Origin of the sequence: Mycobacterium tuberculosis H37Rv, from assembly GCF_000195955.2 — a bacterium.
Classification (GTDB): domain Bacteria; phylum Actinomycetota; class Actinomycetes; order Mycobacteriales; family Mycobacteriaceae; genus Mycobacterium; species Mycobacterium tuberculosis.
On record NC_000962.3, the window covers coordinates 2038767 to 2056174 of the forward strand.

Sequence of the window (17408 nt, forward strand, 5' to 3'; positions counted from 1 at the left end):
TAAATATATTTGACGTCGGTCAAAAATCCCACGTTTGGCACAAGTATCGGTGGCGCGTTGCCAAGTCATTAGGCAATCGAGCGGACTCCCGGGCATGGAAATGCGTGTCTTTCGTTTGTGGGTGTCCGGTATCCAGACAGCATCGCTTGCGCCTCGACTACAGGTTTGCTACTAAAATTCCTATGCGCCATAGTGATTGAGAAGGGCCACGCCCCCTTCGTGTGACGCACGGCGGGCGACGGCGGCGCCGTGCCCGGCATTGGTTGGGTGTCAATGAGGCTTCAAGGATATCTACCAAATTTCCCAGAAATATTTCACGGAGGCCGCAATGGAGCTAGCATTTAATCGGCGTACGGTCAGGCCAATATATCGAAACATGAGAGGAATGATCGATGAGCGTCAAGAGTAAGAACGGTCGTCTCGCCGCTCGGGTACTGGTGGCACTGGCGGCCCTGTTTGCGATGATCGCGCTGACGGGCTCAGCATGTCTGGCAGAGGGTCCCCCGCTTGGCCGCAACCCTCAGGGGGCACCGGCTCCGGTGGGTGGCACTGTGATCGTCGCGCCGATGCACAGCGGCGTCTGACCGCCCCGTTCGGGATCTGTACGCACTTTCATCCGACTGCGCGGTTGTTTGTTAGCGCATCGGATGAAAGTGTGCCGTCTCGGCTGAGGAAGGACCGTCGCGATGCTGCCGAATTTCGCGGTGCTGCCCCCCGAGGTCAATTCGGCGAGGGTGTTCGCCGGTGCGGGGTCGGCGCCGATGTTAGCGGCAGCGGCCGCCTGGGATGATCTAGCCTCCGAGCTGCATTGTGCTGCAATGTCATTCGGGTCGGTTACGTCGGGATTGGTGGTTGGGTGGTGGCAGGGATCGGCGTCGGCGGCGATGGTGGACGCAGCCGCGTCGTACATCGGGTGGCTGAGCACGTCGGCTGCCCACGCCGAGGGCGCGGCCGGTCTGGCTCGGGCCGCGGTATCGGTGTTCGAGGAGGCGCTGGCCGCGACGGTGCATCCGGCGATGGTTGCGGCAAATCGCGCCCAGGTGGCGTCGCTGGTAGCGTCGAACTTGTTTGGGCAGAACGCGCCTGCGATCGCCGCGCTCGAATCCTTGTATGAGTGTATGTGGGCCCAGGATGCAGCGGCCATGGCGGGTTATTACGTTGGGGCTTCGGCGGTGGCCACACAGTTGGCATCGTGGCTGCAACGGCTACAGAGCATCCCCGGCGCCGCCAGTCTTGATGCCCGTCTGCCGAGCTCGGCCGAGGCACCGATGGGAGTCGTCCGCGCGGTCAACAGCGCGATCGCCGCCAATGCGGCTGCGGCACAAACCGTTGGCCTGGTCATGGGAGGCAGCGGCACGCCAATACCGTCGGCCAGATATGTCGAGCTCGCGAACGCGCTGTACATGAGTGGCAGCGTCCCGGGTGTTATCGCGCAGGCGCTCTTCACGCCCCAAGGGCTCTACCCGGTGGTCGTGATCAAGAACCTCACTTTCGATTCCTCGGTGGCGCAGGGTGCCGTCATTCTCGAAAGTGCGATTCGGCAGCAAATTGCCGCCGGCAACAACGTCACCGTCTTCGGCTACTCGCAGAGCGCCACGATCTCGTCACTAGTGATGGCCAATCTTGCGGCTTCGGCCGACCCGCCGTCTCCAGACGAGCTTTCCTTCACGCTGATCGGCAATCCCAACAACCCCAATGGCGGGGTTGCCACCAGGTTCCCGGGGATCTCCTTTCCAAGCTTGGGCGTGACGGCCACCGGGGCCACTCCGCACAATCTGTACCCGACCAAGATCTACACCATCGAATACGACGGCGTCGCCGACTTTCCGCGGTACCCGCTCAACTTTGTGTCGACCCTCAACGCCATTGCCGGCACCTACTACGTGCACTCCAACTACTTCATCCTGACGCCGGAACAAATTGACGCAGCGGTTCCGCTGACCAATACGGTCGGTCCCACGATGACCCAGTACTACATCATTCGCACGGAGAACCTGCCGCTGCTAGAGCCACTGCGATCGGTGCCGATCGTGGGGAACCCACTGGCGAACCTGGTTCAACCAAACTTGAAGGTGATTGTTAACCTGGGCTACGGCGACCCGGCCTATGGTTATTCGACCTCGCCGCCCAATGTTGCGACTCCGTTCGGGTTGTTCCCAGAGGTCAGCCCGGTCGTCATCGCCGACGCTCTCGTCGCCGGGACCCAGCAGGGAATCGGCGATTTCGCCTACGACGTCAGCCACCTCGAACTGCCGTTGCCGGCAGACGGGTCGACGATGCCAAGCACCGCACCGGGCTCGGGTACGCCGGTCCCCCCGCTCTCGATCGACAGCCTGATAGACGACCTGCAGGTGGCTAACCGCAACCTCGCCAACACGATTTCGAAGGTGGCCGCGACGAGCTACGCGACGGTGCTCCCAACCGCCGACATCGCCAATGCGGCGTTGACGATCGTGCCGTCGTACAACATCCACCTTTTTTTGGAGGGCATCCAGCAAGCGCTCAAGGGCGACCCGATGGGACTCGTCAACGCGGTCGGATACCCACTCGCGGCCGACGTGGCACTGTTCACGGCCGCAGGCGGTCTTCAGCTCTTGATCATCATCAGCGCGGGCCGAACGATTGCCAATGACATCTCGGCCATTGTCCCCTGATCGTGTTTTGCGTGAACTTTAAAGCGTTGTGCTGAGGTATGTTCCGCTCGCGTGTGGGGCGGCCCGCGCGACCACCTATGCATGAGCGCCAATGGTCGAGACAACTACCTGCGCGGTCATCGGGCGGCCACCCAGAGGGCATGGTTCTCGGGCTGCTACTGGCTCGCGTGCTTCCATCGAGCGTGAATACATGCCGCCAAATCGGCAGTCGGCGCCGCTGGCGTGCCGCTAGCTGATCACAAAGCGCCGATACCGATGCGGCTGGCCATAGCAATGCCAATGTTGGCGAATAGATCTCACGCGCGGCCCAAGCCAACAGCGAGGTGATGGTGATCATTCTTTACGTTGCGATTACCTCGCCGGAACGTGACACGAGCAATACTCGCCAACCATGATCGCCAGATATTTGGAACGGGTTTGGGTCCAGCGGCCGCCAAAAACCGACTCGCCGCCGTCCCTGACAACTCAGCGGCGAGAGGTGAACACGGGTGATTTGTCACTACGGGCCGCTGCGGTTCCTGCGCTGCCAGGGGGCCGCGAGTGCGATTCCGGCGAGCCACGCGATTAGGGATTAAGCGAAATGGATTTCGGGTTGTTACCGCCGGAGATCAACTCAGGCAGGATGTATACGGGGCCGGGGCCGGGGCCCATGCTGGCCGCCGCGACAGCCTGGGACGGGCTGGCTGTTGAGCTGCACGCAACAGCGGCTGGCTACGCCTCGGAGCTATCGGCTTTGACCGGGGCATGGAGCGGTCCTTCGTCGACGTCCATGGCATCTGCAGCCGCACCCTATGTGGCATGGATGAGCGCCACCGCAGTGCATGCCGAGCTGGCGGGCGCGCAAGCCAGGTTGGCGATAGCTGCCTATGAAGCTGCGTTCGCTGCCACCGTGCCTCCGCCGGTGATCGCCGCTAATCGTGCCCAACTGATGGTGTTGATCGCGACGAACATCTTCGGGCAGAACACGCCGGCGATCATGATGACTGAGGCCCAATACATGGAAATGTGGGCGCAGGATGCCGCCGCGATGTACGGGTACGCCGGCTCGTCAGCGACCGCCTCGCGAATGACAGCGTTCACTGAGCCGCCGCAAACCACTAACCATGGTCAGTTGGGGGCCCAGTCCTCCGCCGTCGCACAAACCGCCGCCACCGCGGCCGGCGGCAACCTGCAATCGGCATTCCCGCAGCTGCTCTCCGCGGTTCCCCGCGCCCTGCAAGGCCTGGCATTGCCGACCGCATCACAGTCGGCATCGGCGACGCCGCAGTGGGTTACCGACCTGGGGAACCTGTCCACCTTCCTGGGCGGGGCGGTCACCGGCCCGTACACCTTTCCCGGGGTATTGCCTCCCTCCGGGGTGCCATACCTGTTAGGCATTCAGAGCGTCTTGGTAACCCAAAACGGGCAGGGGGTAAGCGCCTTGCTTGGCAAGATCGGGGGGAAACCAATCACCGGAGCGTTGGCTCCGCTGGCCGAATTTGCTTTGCATACACCAATTTTGGGTTCGGAGGGCTTGGGTGGTGGATCGGTTTCCGCGGGTATTGGCCGGGCAGGCTTGGTCGGAAAGCTATCGGTGCCTCAGGGCTGGACGGTGGCCGCCCCGGAGATCCCATCGCCGGCGGCGGCGTTGCAGGCGACGCGCCTGGCCGCCGCGCCGATTGCGGCCACCGACGGCGCGGGTGCGTTGCTCGGTGGCATGGCGCTGTCGGGCTTGGCTGGCCGCGCTGCCGCCGGTTCTACCGGCCACCCCATCGGCAGCGCCGCAGCACCCGCCGTCGGTGCCGCTGCCGCTGCCGTCGAGGACCTGGCCACCGAAGCCAACATCTTCGTGATACCGGCCATGGACGACTAGCGCCATGTCACGGGAGAGAAGGTTGTCGACACTTTTGCGACCAGCGCCGGTTCGGTATGTGGCCACCGGGGCTGCCAATGGGGTTACGGCCCGTTAAGGAGGGATGCGGTAATGGATTTCGGGGTGTTACCACCGGAGATCAATTCCGGGCGCATGTATGCCGGTCCCGGGTCGGGTCCGATGCTGGCCGCGGCAGCGGCCTGGGACGGGCTGGCCACCGAATTACAGTCCACGGCGGCCGACTATGGCTCGGTGATCTCGGTTCTGACCGGCGTGTGGTCGGGACAGTCGTCGGGGACCATGGCGGCTGCGGCCGCACCGTATGTGGCGTGGATGTCGGCCACGGCGGCGCTCGCTCGGGAAGCGGCCGCCCAGGCCAGCGCGGCAGCGGCGGCCTACGAGGCAGCGTTTGCAGCCACGGTGCCGCCGCCGGTCGTCGCGGCCAACCGCGCCGAGCTGGCGGTGTTGGCGGCGACCAACATTTTCGGTCAGAACACCGGTGCGATCGCGGCCGCCGAAGCCCGCTATGCGGAAATGTGGGCGCAAGACGCAGCCGCGATGTATGGCTATGCCGGCTCGTCGTCGGTGGCGACCCAGGTGACGCCATTTGCTGCACCGCCGCCGACCACCAACGCGGCCGGACTGGCCACCCAAGGCGTTGCGGTTGCCCAGGCTGTCGGCGCGTCGGCCGGCAACGCGCGCTCACTGGTGTCCGAGGTGCTGGAATTCCTGGCAACGGCCGGGACGAACTACAACAAGACGGTGGCCAGCCTGATGAACGCGGTCACCGGGGTGCCGTACGCATCTTCGGTGTATAACAGCATGCTCGGGCTTGGCTTCGCTGAGTCAAAAATGGTCCTGCCGGCTAACGACACCGTAATATCGACCATCTTCGGCATGGTGCAGTTCCAGAAGTTCTTCAATCCGGTGACGCCCTTCAATCCCGATTTGATCCCGAAATCTGCTCTAGGGGCCGGGCTTGGCCTGCGGTCTGCGATCTCGAGTGGTCTGGGCTCGACCGCGCCAGCGATATCGGCGGGTGCGAGCCAGGCCGGCTCGGTCGGGGGGATGTCGGTGCCGCCGAGCTGGGCAGCGGCCACCCCGGCGATCCGGACGGTTGCCGCTGTGTTCTCGAGCACCGGACTTCAGGCTGTCCCGGCGGCCGCAATTAGCGAGGGCAGTCTGCTCAGCCAGATGGCCCTGGCGAGTGTGGCCGGAGGGGCCCTTGGCGGCGCCGCTGCACGCGCCACTGGTGGTTTCCTCGGCGGAGGCCGAGTCACCGCGGTCAAGAAATCTCTCAAGGACAGCGACTCACCGGACAAGCTGCGGCGGGTGGTCGCGCACATGATGGAGAAGCCCGAATCGGTGCAGCACTGGCACACCGACGAGGACGGGCTCGATGATCTACTCGCGGAATTGAAGAAGAAACCGGGCATCCACGCCGTGCACATGGCCGGCGGCAACAAGGCTGAAATTGCACCGACGATATCAGAATCGGGCTAGGGCAGGGTTAGGGCGTGTCTTCCAATTGATAGGCCCCGAGGCAGACACGAGTCGCCAGACCGCACCATTGCTTGAGTTGGTTGATGCCCTTGAGATCGGAACCCGAATCCCACAGCAGGAGAATTAGTTTCGTCCCCAGACCGGCGGCTACGGCTGCCCGTTCTGCCCAGGCAAACCGATCAATCCGCCCTTGCCGCCTTGGCCCCCGGGTGCGGGTGGGACACCATCTCCGCCGTCGCCACCGGTACCGATCAGCAGGGCGGCGTTACCACCGTCACCGCCGGCACCGCCAGTGCCCGCACTGCCGCCGGTTCCGCCGGCCCCACCGGTACCGCCACTTCCCCCGGGTCCGCCGTTGCCGATCCCCAGGCCGCTTGCCCCGCCTTGGCCACCATCGCCGCCGTTGCCGCCGTCGTTGCCCGACCCGCCGACGCCGCCGGCCCCGCCGATGCCGCCGGCCCCGCCGCTACCGAACAGTAGGCCTCCGCTGCCGCCCGCGCCACCGTCGCTGCCGTCACCTCCGGCTTCCTGAATAATGTTGCCTACTCCGGTCCCACCGGTCGCCCCATTCCCTCCGGCCCCGCCGTTGCCGATCAGAATGGCGGCGCCACCCTGGCCGGCGCTGCCTTCGAAGCCGGTACCTCCGCCGCTGCCGGCGTTACCACCGTTGCCGCCATTGCCGTATAGCACCCCACCTTGGCCGCCGTCACCCCCTGATGCACCAAATTGAATGCTGAGGCTGCCGGCCCCAACGTCACCACCGTTGCCACCGTCACCGCCGTGACCAAACAACCCAAAACCCTGGACACTAATCGGTCCGAAGTTAACGGCACCTACCCAGCCGCCACCGCCAGCAGAGCCGCCAAAGCCCGCAAATCCGTTGGTGCCTGCGTCACCGCCCTGACCCCCGTTGCCGCCGGACGCGCCGCTGCCGAACAACCACCCGCCGTTGCCGCCGTCGCCGCCTGAGCCACCGACCCCGCCGCTCCCGCCGAAGATGGTAGTACCCAGCGCAGACCCGGCCGCTCCATTCCCGCCGTTGCCACCGGCCCCGCCGTTGCCGACTAGGCCCGCGTCACCGCCGTTACCGGCTATCCCGGCCGAACCGCCGGAAGCGCCGTTCATGACGCCCGTTTGAGTGGAGTCGGTGCCGCCGCCGGCGCCGCTGTCCCCACCTTGCCCCCCGTTGCCGATCAGCCACCCGCCCTGGGCGCCGTTGCCCCCGTTGCCTCCTAATCCGCCGCTGCCGGCCGAATCTCCGGCTGTGTCATTAGTGCCTTGTCCTCCCATGCCACCGACCGAGCCGTTGCCGCCGTTGCCGAACAACAGTCCACCGCGACCACCCGAACCCCCGTTTCCGCCGGCGCCCCCATCGAAGCCTGCCGACGCACCCCCGGGCGCTGTGGCGTTGCCCCCGTTTCCGCCGGCCCCACCATGTCCACCGTGACCATAGATCCATCCACCGGCGCCGCCGTTGCCGCCGGACCCGCCCGCTTTCCCGGGTTGACCGGCTGCGCCGTTGGCACCCGCCCCGCCCTGGCCGCCATTGCCGCCGCTACCCCATAGCCCAGCCGACCCGCCGTTGCCGCCATTTTGGCCCGTCCCGCCGGACCCGCCGTTGCCACCGTTGCCGTATAGCCATCCGCCATCGCCACCGTTTTGCCCGGTTCCTGCGACCCCGTTGGCACCGTTGCCGATAAGCGGACGCCCGGTCAGCGTCTGCACGGGTGAATTGATGGCATCGAGGGCGGTTTGGCCCACGATTTGCAATGGTGACGAGTTGGCTGCCTCGGCGCTGGCGTACTGGGCCGCCCCCGCGCTCATGAGCTGGACGAACTGCTCATGGAATGCGACCGCGTGGGCACTGAGCTCCTGGTATGCCTGCCCGTGCGTTGCGAACAGCGCCGCAATCGCAGCCGACACGTCGTCAGCGCCCGCAGGCAGTAACGCCGTTATCGGGACCAACGCTTCGGCGTTGGCCCGGCTAATCGCCGAACCAATAGTTGCTAGGTCCTTTGCCGCTGCATCGACAAACGCCGGCGCCACGATCATCTGCGACGTCCACACCTCCTGGCCGTTGTCGTCGCATGGGGAATCCATACGACCGCCAAAGGAATTTTGGAACCGACGCCAACGTTACAGTTTTGCGGACCCGCTATGGGGTGCATTCACCAGATTCACTGGCAACGATGTGAACCCCGTGTCACCCCAAGCGGGGTCAATCCACTGATTACTCTCTAGCCCAAACTATTTCGCGCTGACGCTGGTTTTAGTGATCTGGTGGGGGCAATAGACATGCGCGGAGATCGCAGCGAACTTGCAACAACCGTCCATCGAAAACCCGGGATTGCGGGTCCGCAGCTCGTTGACGACCTGAAGACCCGATTCGCCGCTTTCGACTAACGCGCATACGGCCTTGCCCGATGCTATGGCTTGATCCGGGTGGCTGTAGGTAATGCCTGCCCGCTCTAGCGAGGCAAGAAAGACCGCGTCGTCACCGCTGGGCCCCGCGTGGGCCGGAACCGCCAAGCCGATCATCAACGGAATGCTGAGTAGCGTTGACACAACTCTCATAGACAACGATTCTCCCGGAATTGCGCTTCTCTTGCGGTGCAACCGGTTACCGCGTCATTCCAATACGTTACGGCTGCGCTAACTTCCCGTCTCAGGGTGTTCGGGTTGCGCTGGACCTGAAGGTCGTCTGCTGACCGGCGTTGTCTGCTCGCTGGCTAACAGCCGATCTTGATAGCCTCCGGGGCATCGGATGAGTCAAGCCGTTGGGTTGACGCGCGTCGCTACGAGTGTCACGATTACCCTTGCAAGCACCTCGCTAGGTGAGGCGTCTGCGCGGATATAGGCCACTGACCTCGAACGTCGAAAGACGCCCAGGGTCAGGACAGCTCTTCCCGGCTTAAGGGTTGAGCCCAAGTGGCTTCCGGCTGGACCGGCCGGATACGCCGTGTGGTGCCAAAGCTCTGACGAGAGGGGTGCCGAGTTCGGTGGTCTGCTGGGCTGTCATCCCTTTGTGCTGTGCATCGGCATCCCCGTGTGCCCCGGCCGTGAGGAGGTGAGAGCGAAATGAGTCCCGGCGATAGTCCGTATCCGAGATCGACGACCGTTTCGTTCCGATCCGACCCCGGCGCCGTTTTCGCACTCTGAATCGGCCTTCCGGTTCGAAATCCGTTATTTCGCAAGCTCGTTGCTTCGCGGCCTTGTGTGAGTGACGTTCACGGGAAGTAGCCACGACAGAAGCGGTCATAGGCCTCCGGGTTCGGTCGTCTGTCAGGAGAAGACCCATGGCGTTTGTTCTTGTCTGTCCAGATGCGCTGGCCATCGCGGCCGGTCAGTTGCGCCATGTTGGATCGGTGATAGCCGCGCGGAATGCGGTCGCGGCACCGGCAACTGCCGAATTGGCCCCGGCGGCCGCTGACGAAGTATCAGCTTTGACTGCAACACAATTCAACTTCCATGCCGCCATGTACCAAGCGGTCGGCGCCCAGGCGATCGCCATGAATGAGGCGTTCGTCGCGATGTTGGGCGCCAGCGCGGATTCTTACGCGGCTACCGAAGCCGCCAACATCATTGCTGTGAGCTAACGAGGAGATCAACGATGACTGCCGCACTTGACTTCGCCACGCTACCGCCCGAAATCAACTCGGCGCGTATGTATTCCGGCGCGGGCTCGGCCCCGATGCTGGCCGCAGCGTCAGCCTGGCACGGCTTGTCCGCAGAACTGCGCGCCAGCGCACTGTCATACAGCTCGGTGCTTTCGACGCTGACCGGTGAAGAATGGCACGGTCCGGCGTCGGCATCGATGACAGCCGCGGCCGCCCCCTACGTGGCCTGGATGAGCGTCACCGCCGTCCGGGCCGAGCAGGCCGGGGCACAGGCGGAGGCTGCCGCTGCAGCGTACGAAGCCGCGTTCGCAGCAACGGTGCCCCCGCCGGTCATCGAGGCCAACCGCGCCCAGCTCATGGCGCTGATCGCCACCAATGTGCTAGGCCAAAACGCCCCCGCGATCGCGGCCACCGAGGCCCAGTACGCCGAAATGTGGTCCCAGGACGCGATGGCCATGTACGGCTACGCCGGCGCCTCGGCAGCCGCTACCCAGCTGACCCCGTTCACCGAGCCGGTGCAGACTACCAACGCGTCCGGCCTGGCGGCCCAGTCGGCTGCGATTGCCCACGCCACCGGCGCCTCGGCTGGTGCTCAGCAAACGACGCTGTCGCAGCTGATCGCCGCCATACCGTCTGTACTGCAAGGACTTTCGTCATCGACTGCAGCCACGTTCGCGTCGGGGCCGTCCGGATTGCTGGGCATTGTCGGGTCTGGATCTTCCTGGCTCGACAAACTCTGGGCGTTACTGGACCCCAACTCCAATTTCTGGAACACGATAGCTTCGTCCGGACTGTTCTTGCCGAGTAACACGATTGCGCCCTTTTTGGGTCTACTCGGCGGCGTGGCAGCTGCGGATGCGGCCGGGGATGTGTTGGGAGAGGCCACCAGTGGCGGGCTCGGTGGCGCGCTGGTGGCGCCGCTTGGCTCAGCGGGCGGGCTAGGCGGCACTGTCGCGGCCGGCCTGGGCAACGCGGCCACCGTCGGAACCTTGTCGGTGCCGCCGAGCTGGACGGCGGCCGCACCACTAGCCAGCCCCTTGGGCTCCGCGTTGGGAGGCACACCGATGGTGGCACCGCCCCCAGCAGTGGCGGCCGGCATGCCCGGAATGCCTTTCGGCACCATGGGCGGTCAAGGCTTCGGGCGTGCCGTGCCCCAGTATGGCTTCCGCCCCAACTTCGTCGCACGACCGCCCGCCGCCGGGTGATCCCGTAGGGGGTGGGTTCCCTGGAAAGCGCCAGGGTCACGATGGCGCAGCCGAATAGCCGACAGTGCTTTTCTCTGCGAATACCGGAGTTGGTCGCGCGAAATCATTTCCGTTTAGCGCGTTCACCAGCGCAGGCGGGCCAGGCTCAATAAGCGGAAATTTCTCGGGCGAAGCACCCGTGCAGCAGCGCAAATAGATGGGATCGGCAGGACGTAGACATTGGGATATCTGGTGAAGTTCATAAGAGCTTGACCAGTTGGTGGGCAGAACTACGCGAGCGTGATTAGCATGGCGGCCATCGAGGGGACCGGAGGTCAGGGATGTTGGATTTCGGGGCGCTACCACCGGAGATTAATTCGGGGCGAATGTACGCGGGTCCGGGATCCGGACCGTTGCTGGCCGCCGCAGCGGCCTGGGATGCGCTAGCCGCCGAGTTGTACTCCGCGGCGGCGTCCTATGGCTCAACGATTGAGGGCCTCACCGTAGCACCGTGGATGGGTCCCTCCTCGATCACGATGGCCGCCGCGGTCGCTCCATATGTGGCGTGGATTAGCGTCACCGCCGGCCAGGCCGAACAGGCAGGGGCCCAGGCCAAGATCGCTGCGGGCGTTTATGAGACGGCATTTGCGGCAACGGTGCCGCCACCGGTAATCGAGGCCAACCGCGCTTTGTTAATGTCGCTGGTCGCCACGAACATCTTCGGGCAGAACACACCGGCGATCGCGGCCACCGAGGCCCACTACGCGGAGATGTGGGCGCAAGATGCGGCCGCGATGTATGGCTATGCCGGCTCGTCGGCCACTGCGTCGCAGTTGGCGCCGTTCAGCGAGCCGCCGCAAACGACCAATCCGTCGGCAACGGCCGCTCAATCAGCCGTCGTCGCCCAGGCCGCCGGCGCCGCGGCCAGCTCTGACATCACAGCGCAGCTGTCCCAGTTGATCAGCCTGCTACCCAGCACCTTGCAAAGCCTGGCGACAACAGCGACCGCGACGTCGGCCAGCGCTGGTTGGGACACCGTCCTGCAAAGCATCACCACTATCTTGGCGAACCTCACTGGGCCGTACAGCATCATCGGGCTGGGCGCTATACCTGGCGGCTGGTGGCTGACGTTCGGCCAGATCCTCGGCCTAGCCCAAAACGCCCCAGGTGTGGCCGCCCTACTGGGCCCGAAAGCCGCCGCCGGCGCGTTGTCGCCATTGGCGCCGCTACGGGGCGGGTATATCGGAGATATCACGCCTCTCGGTGGTGGGGCCACAGGGGGCATCGCCCGTGCGATCTACGTCGGGTCGCTCTCGGTCCCGCAGGGCTGGGCCGAGGCCGCACCGGTGATGAGGGCGGTCGCATCGGTATTGCCGGGCACCGGCGCCGCCCCCGCCCTGGCCGCCGAGGCACCAGGTGCCTTGTTCGGCGAGATGGCCCTGTCGAGTCTGGCCGGACGCGCGCTGGCAGGAACCGCGGTGCGCTCTGGTGCCGGAGCTGCTCGCGTCGCAGGCGGTTCCGTCACCGAAGACGTCGCCAGCACGACCACCATCATCGTCATACCCGCGGACTGACAGGACTTTCGAGATGGCACTTGAACTGGGTGTTAGCCCCCACCGGAGAGGAGAGAAGGACGGTGTCATCGCCACTGTGGCCGGTGGCTGGCGGCCAGCCAGTTAGCGGCCGGTTGAGGAAAGGTGTGGCAATGGATTTCGGATTGCAGCCACCGGAGATCACCTCCGGGGAGATGTACCTAGGTCCGGGCGCCGGTCCGATGTTGGCTGCGGCAGTGGCCTGGGATGGGTTGGCGGCCGAATTGCAGTCCATGGCGGCCTCCTACGCCTCGATCGTCGAGGGCATGGCGAGTGAGTCATGGTTGGGTCCGTCGTCGGCCGGTATGGCCGCTGCGGCCGCACCATATGTGACCTGGATGTCGGGTACCTCGGCACAGGCCAAGGCGGCCGCTGACCAGGCCAGAGCCGCGGTGGTCGCCTACGAAACCGCGTTCGCGGCGGTGGTGCCACCGCCGCAGATTGCGGCCAACCGCAGCCAGCTCATATCGCTGGTGGCGACCAACATTTTCGGACAAAACACCGCCGCGATCGCAGCCACCGAAGCCGAATACGGCGAAATGTGGGCCCAGGACACCATGGCGATGTTCGGCTATGCTAGCTCCTCGGCGACCGCCTCGCGGCTGACCCCGTTCACTGCACCGCCGCAGACCACCAACCCGTCCGGACTTGCCGGCCAGGCGGCCGCAACGGGGCAAGCGACCGCCCTAGCGAGCGGCACCAATGCGGTGACAACCGCGCTTTCGAGTGCAGCGGCGCAGTTTCCGTTCGACATCATCCCGACCCTGCTGCAGGGCCTGGCCACACTCAGCACCCAATACACCCAACTCATGGGCCAACTCATTAACGCCATCTTCGGGCCGACGGGCGCAACGACCTATCAGAACGTGTTTGTCACCGCAGCCAACGTCACCAAGTTCAGCACGTGGGCCAACGACGCCATGAGCGCGCCCAACCTGGGAATGACGGAGTTCAAGGTGTTCTGGCAACCCCCGCCGGCGCCCGAGATCCCCAAATCGTCGTTGGGTGCCGGACTTGGCCTGCGGTCAGGGCTTAGCGCGGGCCTGGCCCACGCCGCATCGGCGGGTCTGGGTCAGGCGAACCTGGTGGGAGACCTGTCGGTACCGCCCAGTTGGGCCTCAGCTACCCCGGCGGTCAGGCTAGTTGCCAACACATTGCCGGCCACCAGCCTGGCTGCGGCCCCCGCGACACAGATCCCAGCAAACCTGCTCGGTCAGATGGCTCTGGGGAGCATGACCGGAGGTGCCCTCGGTGCCGCCGCCCCCGCCATCTACACGGGCAGTGGCGCCCGGGCCCGCGCCAATGGGGGAACGCCCAGCGCTGAGCCGGTCAAGCTGGAGGCTGTCATCGCGCAGCTACAAAAGCAACCGGACGCAGTGCGACACTGGAATGTCGATAAGGCCGATCTTGATGGCCTGCTGGATCGATTGTCGAAACAGCCCGGCATCCACGCGGTACACGTGTCGAACGGCGACAAACCCAAGGTTGCCTTGCCCGATACTCAGTTGGGTTCACACTGAACGTGATTCGAAATCCACACTGATACTGGAGGTGATTACCGGCTGAAGCAAAGCGCATTGGAAATCCAGGCTTAGACCATTGCCATGTGGCCGTGAGATTCGTCACGTCTTGACATCCGCGTCCGGCGGGTCACCTTCGACCGCGGTCAATGTCATTGGTAGGTAAGGGCTTTGCTGTACTGATGGCCGAATTTTGACTCGAAAAGTATGTCGGGCCCTCGCAGCAGATCTGCCGCAGGACGCGATGCAATTACAACGCACGATGGGACAATGCAGACCTATGAGAATGCTAGTAGCGCTCCTGCTGAGCGCCGCCACCATGATCGGCCTAGCCGCACCCGGGAAAGCCGATCCAACAGGCGACGATGCCGCCTTCCTTGCCGCGTTGGACCAGGCCGGCATCACCTACGCTGACCCAGGCCACGCCATAACGGCCGCCAAGGCGATGTGTGGGCTGTGTGCTAACGGCGTAACAGGTCTACAGCTGGTCGCGGACCTGCGGGACTACAATCCCGGGCTGACCATGGACAGCGCGGCCAAGTTCGCTGCCATCGCATCAGGCGCGTACTGCCCCGAACACCTGGAACATCACCCGAGTTAGCGGGGCGCATTTCCTGATCACCGCGGTGGTGCGCGGTGGTGTGGTGCGTCCGAGGGGGTTGCGATGCACCCGGTTCGCCTAGGCTCAAACTGCTGTTAACCTGCGCGTGGTTGGCTGCCGTGGCCGTCTTGCGATCGGGAAGGACTCGGCGTCATGCAAACGCTGACTGTCGCCGATTTCGCTCTCCGGCTGGCCGTCGGAGTGGGTTGCGGGGCCATTATCGGGCTCGAGCGCCAGTGGCGGGCGCGGATGGCTGGGTTGCGCACCAACGCTCTGGTGGCGACCGGTGCTACCTTGTTCGTGCTGTACGCGGTCGCCACCGAGGACAGCAGCCCCACCCGAGTGGCGTCCTACGTGGTTTCTGGAATTGGATTCCTGGGCGGCGGGGTCATCCTGCGGGAGGGGTTCAACGTCCGCGGTCTGAACACGGCTGCCACGCTTTGGTGCTCGGCCGCGGTCGGAGTGCTGGCCGCCTCCGGGCATCTGGTGTTCACCCTGATTGGCACCGGAACCATCGTCGCTGTCCATCTCCTGGGGCGCCCACTTGGCCGGCTGGTCGACCGCGACAACGCCGTCGAAGACGAAGGGCTGCAGCCCTACCAGGTACGGGTGATTTGTCGGCCCAAAGCAGAGACCTATGTACGTGCCCATATCGTGCAGCGCACCAGCAGCAACGACATCACGCTGCGGGGTATACGCACGGGGCCGGCCGGAGACGACAACATCACGTTGACGGCCCACCTATTGATGGTTGGCCATACCCCGGCCAAGCTAGAGCGGTTGGTGGCGGAACTGTCGCTGCAGCCGGGCGTTTACGCTGTGCACTGGTATGCCGGTGAGCACGCGCAGGCCGAATGACCCACGACACTAGGGGCGGGGCTGTACTCGCGGCGCGGCCGCAGCCAGCAAGTCTGCCCGACTGCCGTTCAGCGGCGGGTAGATCCGCCGGGTATTGATTGACTGCTTGGTGGTCTTGGCCGGTGCGCCCTGCGATACCACTTTGCGTTCCCATCCCTCGGTGTACACCGCGCCCGCCGATCCTAGATCGAGAACCGTGACATACCAAGGGATCCGAAGAGCCAGCAACGGTTGGTCGAACAGATCGTTGATGACGTTGCAGCCGGCATAGCGGCCCATCGGGCGCCCATGCTGACACGACATGACCGACAGGTGCTCGTCATCCATCCGGGCCGCGGCCACATCGCCAGCAGCAAACATCGCAGGCACCCCGATCACCCGCAGGTAGTCGTCGACTTGCAGGCGTCCCAGCCGATCACGGGCTACCGGCAGCTGCTCGGTCAGGCGGCTGGCCCGCATGCCGGCGCACCACACCACGGTGGCCGCTGCCAGCCGTTCCCCCGATGACAGCGTTACACCGCCCGGGCTGACGGCGGCAACGCTCACGCCGGTTCTGGTCTCGACGCCGTTGTCCAACAGCGCCTGTTCGATCACCGGCCGCGCCGATAAACCCATATCGGAGCCGACGAAGGGGTTGTGGTCGATGAGTACCACGCGGGGGGTGACACCATCACCACGGGCGAACAACGCGTGCAGTCGGCCCGGCAACTCGCAGGCCGTCTCGATACCGGTCAGCCCGGCACCGACGACCACGACGGTTGCCGCCGCCGATGTCAGCGGCCCGCCGGCCAGTCCTTGCAGATGCTGCTGTAGCCTGACCGCGCCGTCGTACGTGTCGACATCAAAACCGAACTCTGCCAGTCCTGGCAACGCGGGTTTGACCACGTGACTGCCCGACGCGAGGACCAGTCGGTCATAGCTATATGAGGCACCGGTCGACGTGGTGACGCGGCGGCCGTCGGCGTCGATCGCGGTCACCTCGGCGGTGACATGCGCAACGCCGGCAGGGCCGAGCACGTCGCCGAGCGGGATGCGGCAGGCGCTCAGATCAGCCTCATAGTTGCGAACCCGGATATCATGAAACGGTTTGTTGCTCACCACCATGACGTCGACCGTGCCCGCTAGGACGGCGAGCTCGTCGAGTCGTCGGGCCGCACCGAGCGCCGCCCACAGGCCCGCGAACCCGGAGCCGATCACCACCACCCGGGTCAACGGCTAAACACCTGACGACTCTGGGGTATCGCCGCCGCCGCGTGGCGACCGGGCAGGAACATCCACACGTGCCAACCTCCTTCGAGCCCGGGCCATCCGATAACCCCGTTAGCCGTCGCGAGCTTACAGAAGGTGCAGGCATCGGGATTGAGTGCATCATGGGATACCGGTGAATACCGTCAGCCGGGGCAGCCAGGGTAGGGGACACCCCCCGCTCGGGCTGCCAGCGGAGTATCGAGCGGATCGCCATCGGCGTAGCAGATACCGGGTCAGAGCAGCGTACGCTGGCACATTCGGCTTCGGCTCGCTGGTTAGCGATTGTTAGTTGCACGCCCAGTTGACGATCCGCCCGCCTTCGAGTCGGTTCACGGCGTCGTCTTCTGCCGCGCGGCGCGTGAGTCCGGTTCCGCCTTGGTATTTCGAGCCGTTGTAGGCGACCGCGCCGCACCTGGTGAAGCGACTAACCACTTTGCAAGTCTTGTCACCGCACTTTTCTAGTGCGACTTGCTCTGCTCGCGCCGGTGTGCGCTGGTGCCACGCTTTGCCCGACGCGCCGCTGGGGGCATAGGCAATCGCCCCGTAATGGATAATCGGAGGGATAGGCAACCCGGCAATTTCCGACATCATGACTTCCGACATCGAACCGTTGGCGAGATGGGCGTCCACCGTCGGAACCAGCAGGATGCCCAGCCCGAGAGCAGCCCCTAGGCCGGCGGCTGCCATCGCGGTTCGGCGTCGGAGGTTTGTGATCATGTCCTGCCCCCTTTCTGCGGTCGGTAATCCAGCGGTTTGAAAGGGTTGAGCCGACTTACGCG

Annotated in this window: 14 protein-coding genes; 9 read left to right on the plus strand and 5 right to left on the minus strand. The window is 64.9% G+C overall.

Features of this window, described 5'->3' with window-relative positions:
* Positions 1-392: 392 nt before the first annotated feature.
* From lppT to PPE30, 4 genes are all read left to right on the plus strand, one after another.
* Positions 393-584, plus strand: a complete 192-nt coding sequence (gene lppT / locus Rv1799; protein NP_216315.1) for a lipoprotein LppT — start codon at positions 393-395, stop codon at positions 582-584.
* Positions 585-686: 102 nt separating this feature from the next.
* Entirely contained in the window at positions 687-2654 is a 1968-nt protein-coding gene (PPE28, locus tag Rv1800) for a PPE family protein PPE28 (RefSeq protein ID YP_177839.1), read from the plus strand.
* A gap of 580 nt (positions 2655-3234) precedes the next feature.
* Positions 3235-4506 carry a PPE family protein PPE29 gene (gene PPE29, locus Rv1801; protein ID YP_177840.1) on the plus strand — a complete coding sequence of 424 codons (1272 nt, stop codon included), beginning with the start codon at positions 3235-3237 and terminating at the stop codon, positions 4504-4506.
* Between the two features lie 111 nt (positions 4507-4617).
* On the plus strand, positions 4618-6009 hold the full coding sequence (gene PPE30 / locus Rv1802; protein ID YP_177841.1) for a PPE family protein PPE30: 1392 nt from the start codon (positions 4618-4620) through the stop codon (positions 6007-6009).
* Between the two features lie 147 nt (positions 6010-6156).
* On the opposite strand, the gene PE_PGRS32 is transcribed toward PPE30, so the two are convergent.
* The 3 genes from PE_PGRS32 to Rv1805c form a co-directional block, all read right to left on the minus strand.
* Positions 6157-8076 carry a PE-PGRS family protein PE_PGRS32 gene (PE_PGRS32, locus tag Rv1803c; RefSeq protein YP_177842.1) on the minus strand — a complete coding sequence of 640 codons (1920 nt, stop codon included), beginning with the start codon at positions 8074-8076 and terminating at the stop codon, positions 6157-6159.
* Between the two features lie 180 nt (positions 8077-8256).
* Positions 8257-8583 carry a hypothetical protein gene (locus Rv1804c; RefSeq protein ID NP_216320.1) on the minus strand — a complete coding sequence of 109 codons (327 nt, stop codon included), beginning with the start codon at positions 8581-8583 and terminating at the stop codon, positions 8257-8259.
* Between the two features lie 337 nt (positions 8584-8920).
* Positions 8921-9268, minus strand: a complete 348-nt coding sequence (locus Rv1805c) for a hypothetical protein (protein NP_216321.1) — start codon at positions 9266-9268, stop codon at positions 8921-8923.
* 37 nt (positions 9269-9305) lie between these two features.
* Between Rv1805c and PE20 the strand changes: the two genes are divergently transcribed.
* The 5 genes from PE20 (at position 9306) to mgtC (ending at position 15381) form a co-directional block, all read left to right on the plus strand.
* A complete protein-coding gene (gene PE20, locus Rv1806; protein YP_177843.1) occupies positions 9306-9605 on the plus strand; it encodes a PE family protein PE20 in 300 nt (99 codons plus the stop codon).
* A 1549-nt stretch (positions 9606-11154) separates the two neighbouring features.
* The gene (PPE32, locus tag Rv1808; RefSeq protein YP_177844.1) at positions 11155-12384 is read left to right on the plus strand and encodes a PPE family protein PPE32; all 1230 of its coding nucleotides are present in this window, start codon (positions 11155-11157) and stop codon (positions 12382-12384) included.
* Positions 12385-12515: 131 nt separating this feature from the next.
* The gene (gene PPE33 / locus Rv1809) at positions 12516-13922 is read left to right on the plus strand and encodes a PPE family protein PPE33 (RefSeq protein ID YP_177845.1); all 1407 of its coding nucleotides are present in this window, start codon (positions 12516-12518) and stop codon (positions 13920-13922) included.
* Positions 13923-14166: 244 nt separating this feature from the next.
* Positions 14167-14523 carry a hypothetical protein gene (locus Rv1810; protein ID NP_216326.1) on the plus strand — a complete coding sequence of 119 codons (357 nt, stop codon included), beginning with the start codon at positions 14167-14169 and terminating at the stop codon, positions 14521-14523.
* 153 nt (positions 14524-14676) lie between these two features.
* Positions 14677-15381, plus strand: coding sequence for an Mg2+ transport P-type ATPase MgtC (gene mgtC, locus Rv1811; RefSeq protein NP_216327.1), 705 nt, complete (start codon positions 14677-14679; stop codon positions 15379-15381).
* A gap of 9 nt (positions 15382-15390) precedes the next feature.
* Here the strand turns inward: mgtC and Rv1812c are convergent, their stop codons facing one another.
* Positions 15391-16593 (minus strand): dehydrogenase, encoded by a 1203-nt coding sequence (locus tag Rv1812c; RefSeq protein ID NP_216328.1) that lies wholly within the window; start codon positions 16591-16593, stop codon positions 15391-15393.
* A 321-nt stretch (positions 16594-16914) separates the two neighbouring features.
* Positions 16915-17346, minus strand: coding sequence for a hypothetical protein (locus Rv1813c; protein ID NP_216329.1), 432 nt, complete (start codon positions 17344-17346; stop codon positions 16915-16917).
* Between the last annotated feature and the right edge of the window lie 62 nt (positions 17347-17408).

Excerpts from the sequence above, each read along its gene's own strand:
- lppT (NP_216315.1), top strand. The coding sequence starts at position 393 with ATGAGCGTCAAGAGTAAGAACGGTCGTCTCGCCGCTCGGGTACTGGTG.
- PPE28 (YP_177839.1), top strand. The coding sequence starts at position 687 with ATGCTGCCGAATTTCGCGGTGCTGCCCCCCGAGGTCAATTCGGCGAGG.
- PPE29 (YP_177840.1), top strand. The coding sequence starts at position 3,235 with ATGGATTTCGGGTTGTTACCGCCGGAGATCAACTCAGGCAGGATGTAT.
- PPE30 (YP_177841.1), top strand. The coding sequence starts at position 4,618 with ATGGATTTCGGGGTGTTACCACCGGAGATCAATTCCGGGCGCATGTAT.
- Rv1804c (NP_216320.1), bottom strand. The coding sequence starts at position 8,583 with ATGAGAGTTGTGTCAACGCTACTCAGCATTCCGTTGATGATCGGCTTG.
- Rv1805c (NP_216321.1), bottom strand. The coding sequence starts at position 9,268 with ATGACCGCTTCTGTCGTGGCTACTTCCCGTGAACGTCACTCACACAAG.
- PE20 (YP_177843.1), top strand. The coding sequence starts at position 9,306 with ATGGCGTTTGTTCTTGTCTGTCCAGATGCGCTGGCCATCGCGGCCGGT.
- PPE33 (YP_177845.1), top strand. The coding sequence starts at position 12,516 with ATGGATTTCGGATTGCAGCCACCGGAGATCACCTCCGGGGAGATGTAC.
- Rv1810 (NP_216326.1), top strand. The coding sequence starts at position 14,167 with ATGCAATTACAACGCACGATGGGACAATGCAGACCTATGAGAATGCTA.
- mgtC (NP_216327.1), top strand. The coding sequence starts at position 14,677 with ATGCAAACGCTGACTGTCGCCGATTTCGCTCTCCGGCTGGCCGTCGGA.
- Rv1813c (NP_216329.1), bottom strand. The coding sequence starts at position 17,346 with ATGATCACAAACCTCCGACGCCGAACCGCGATGGCAGCCGCCGGCCTA.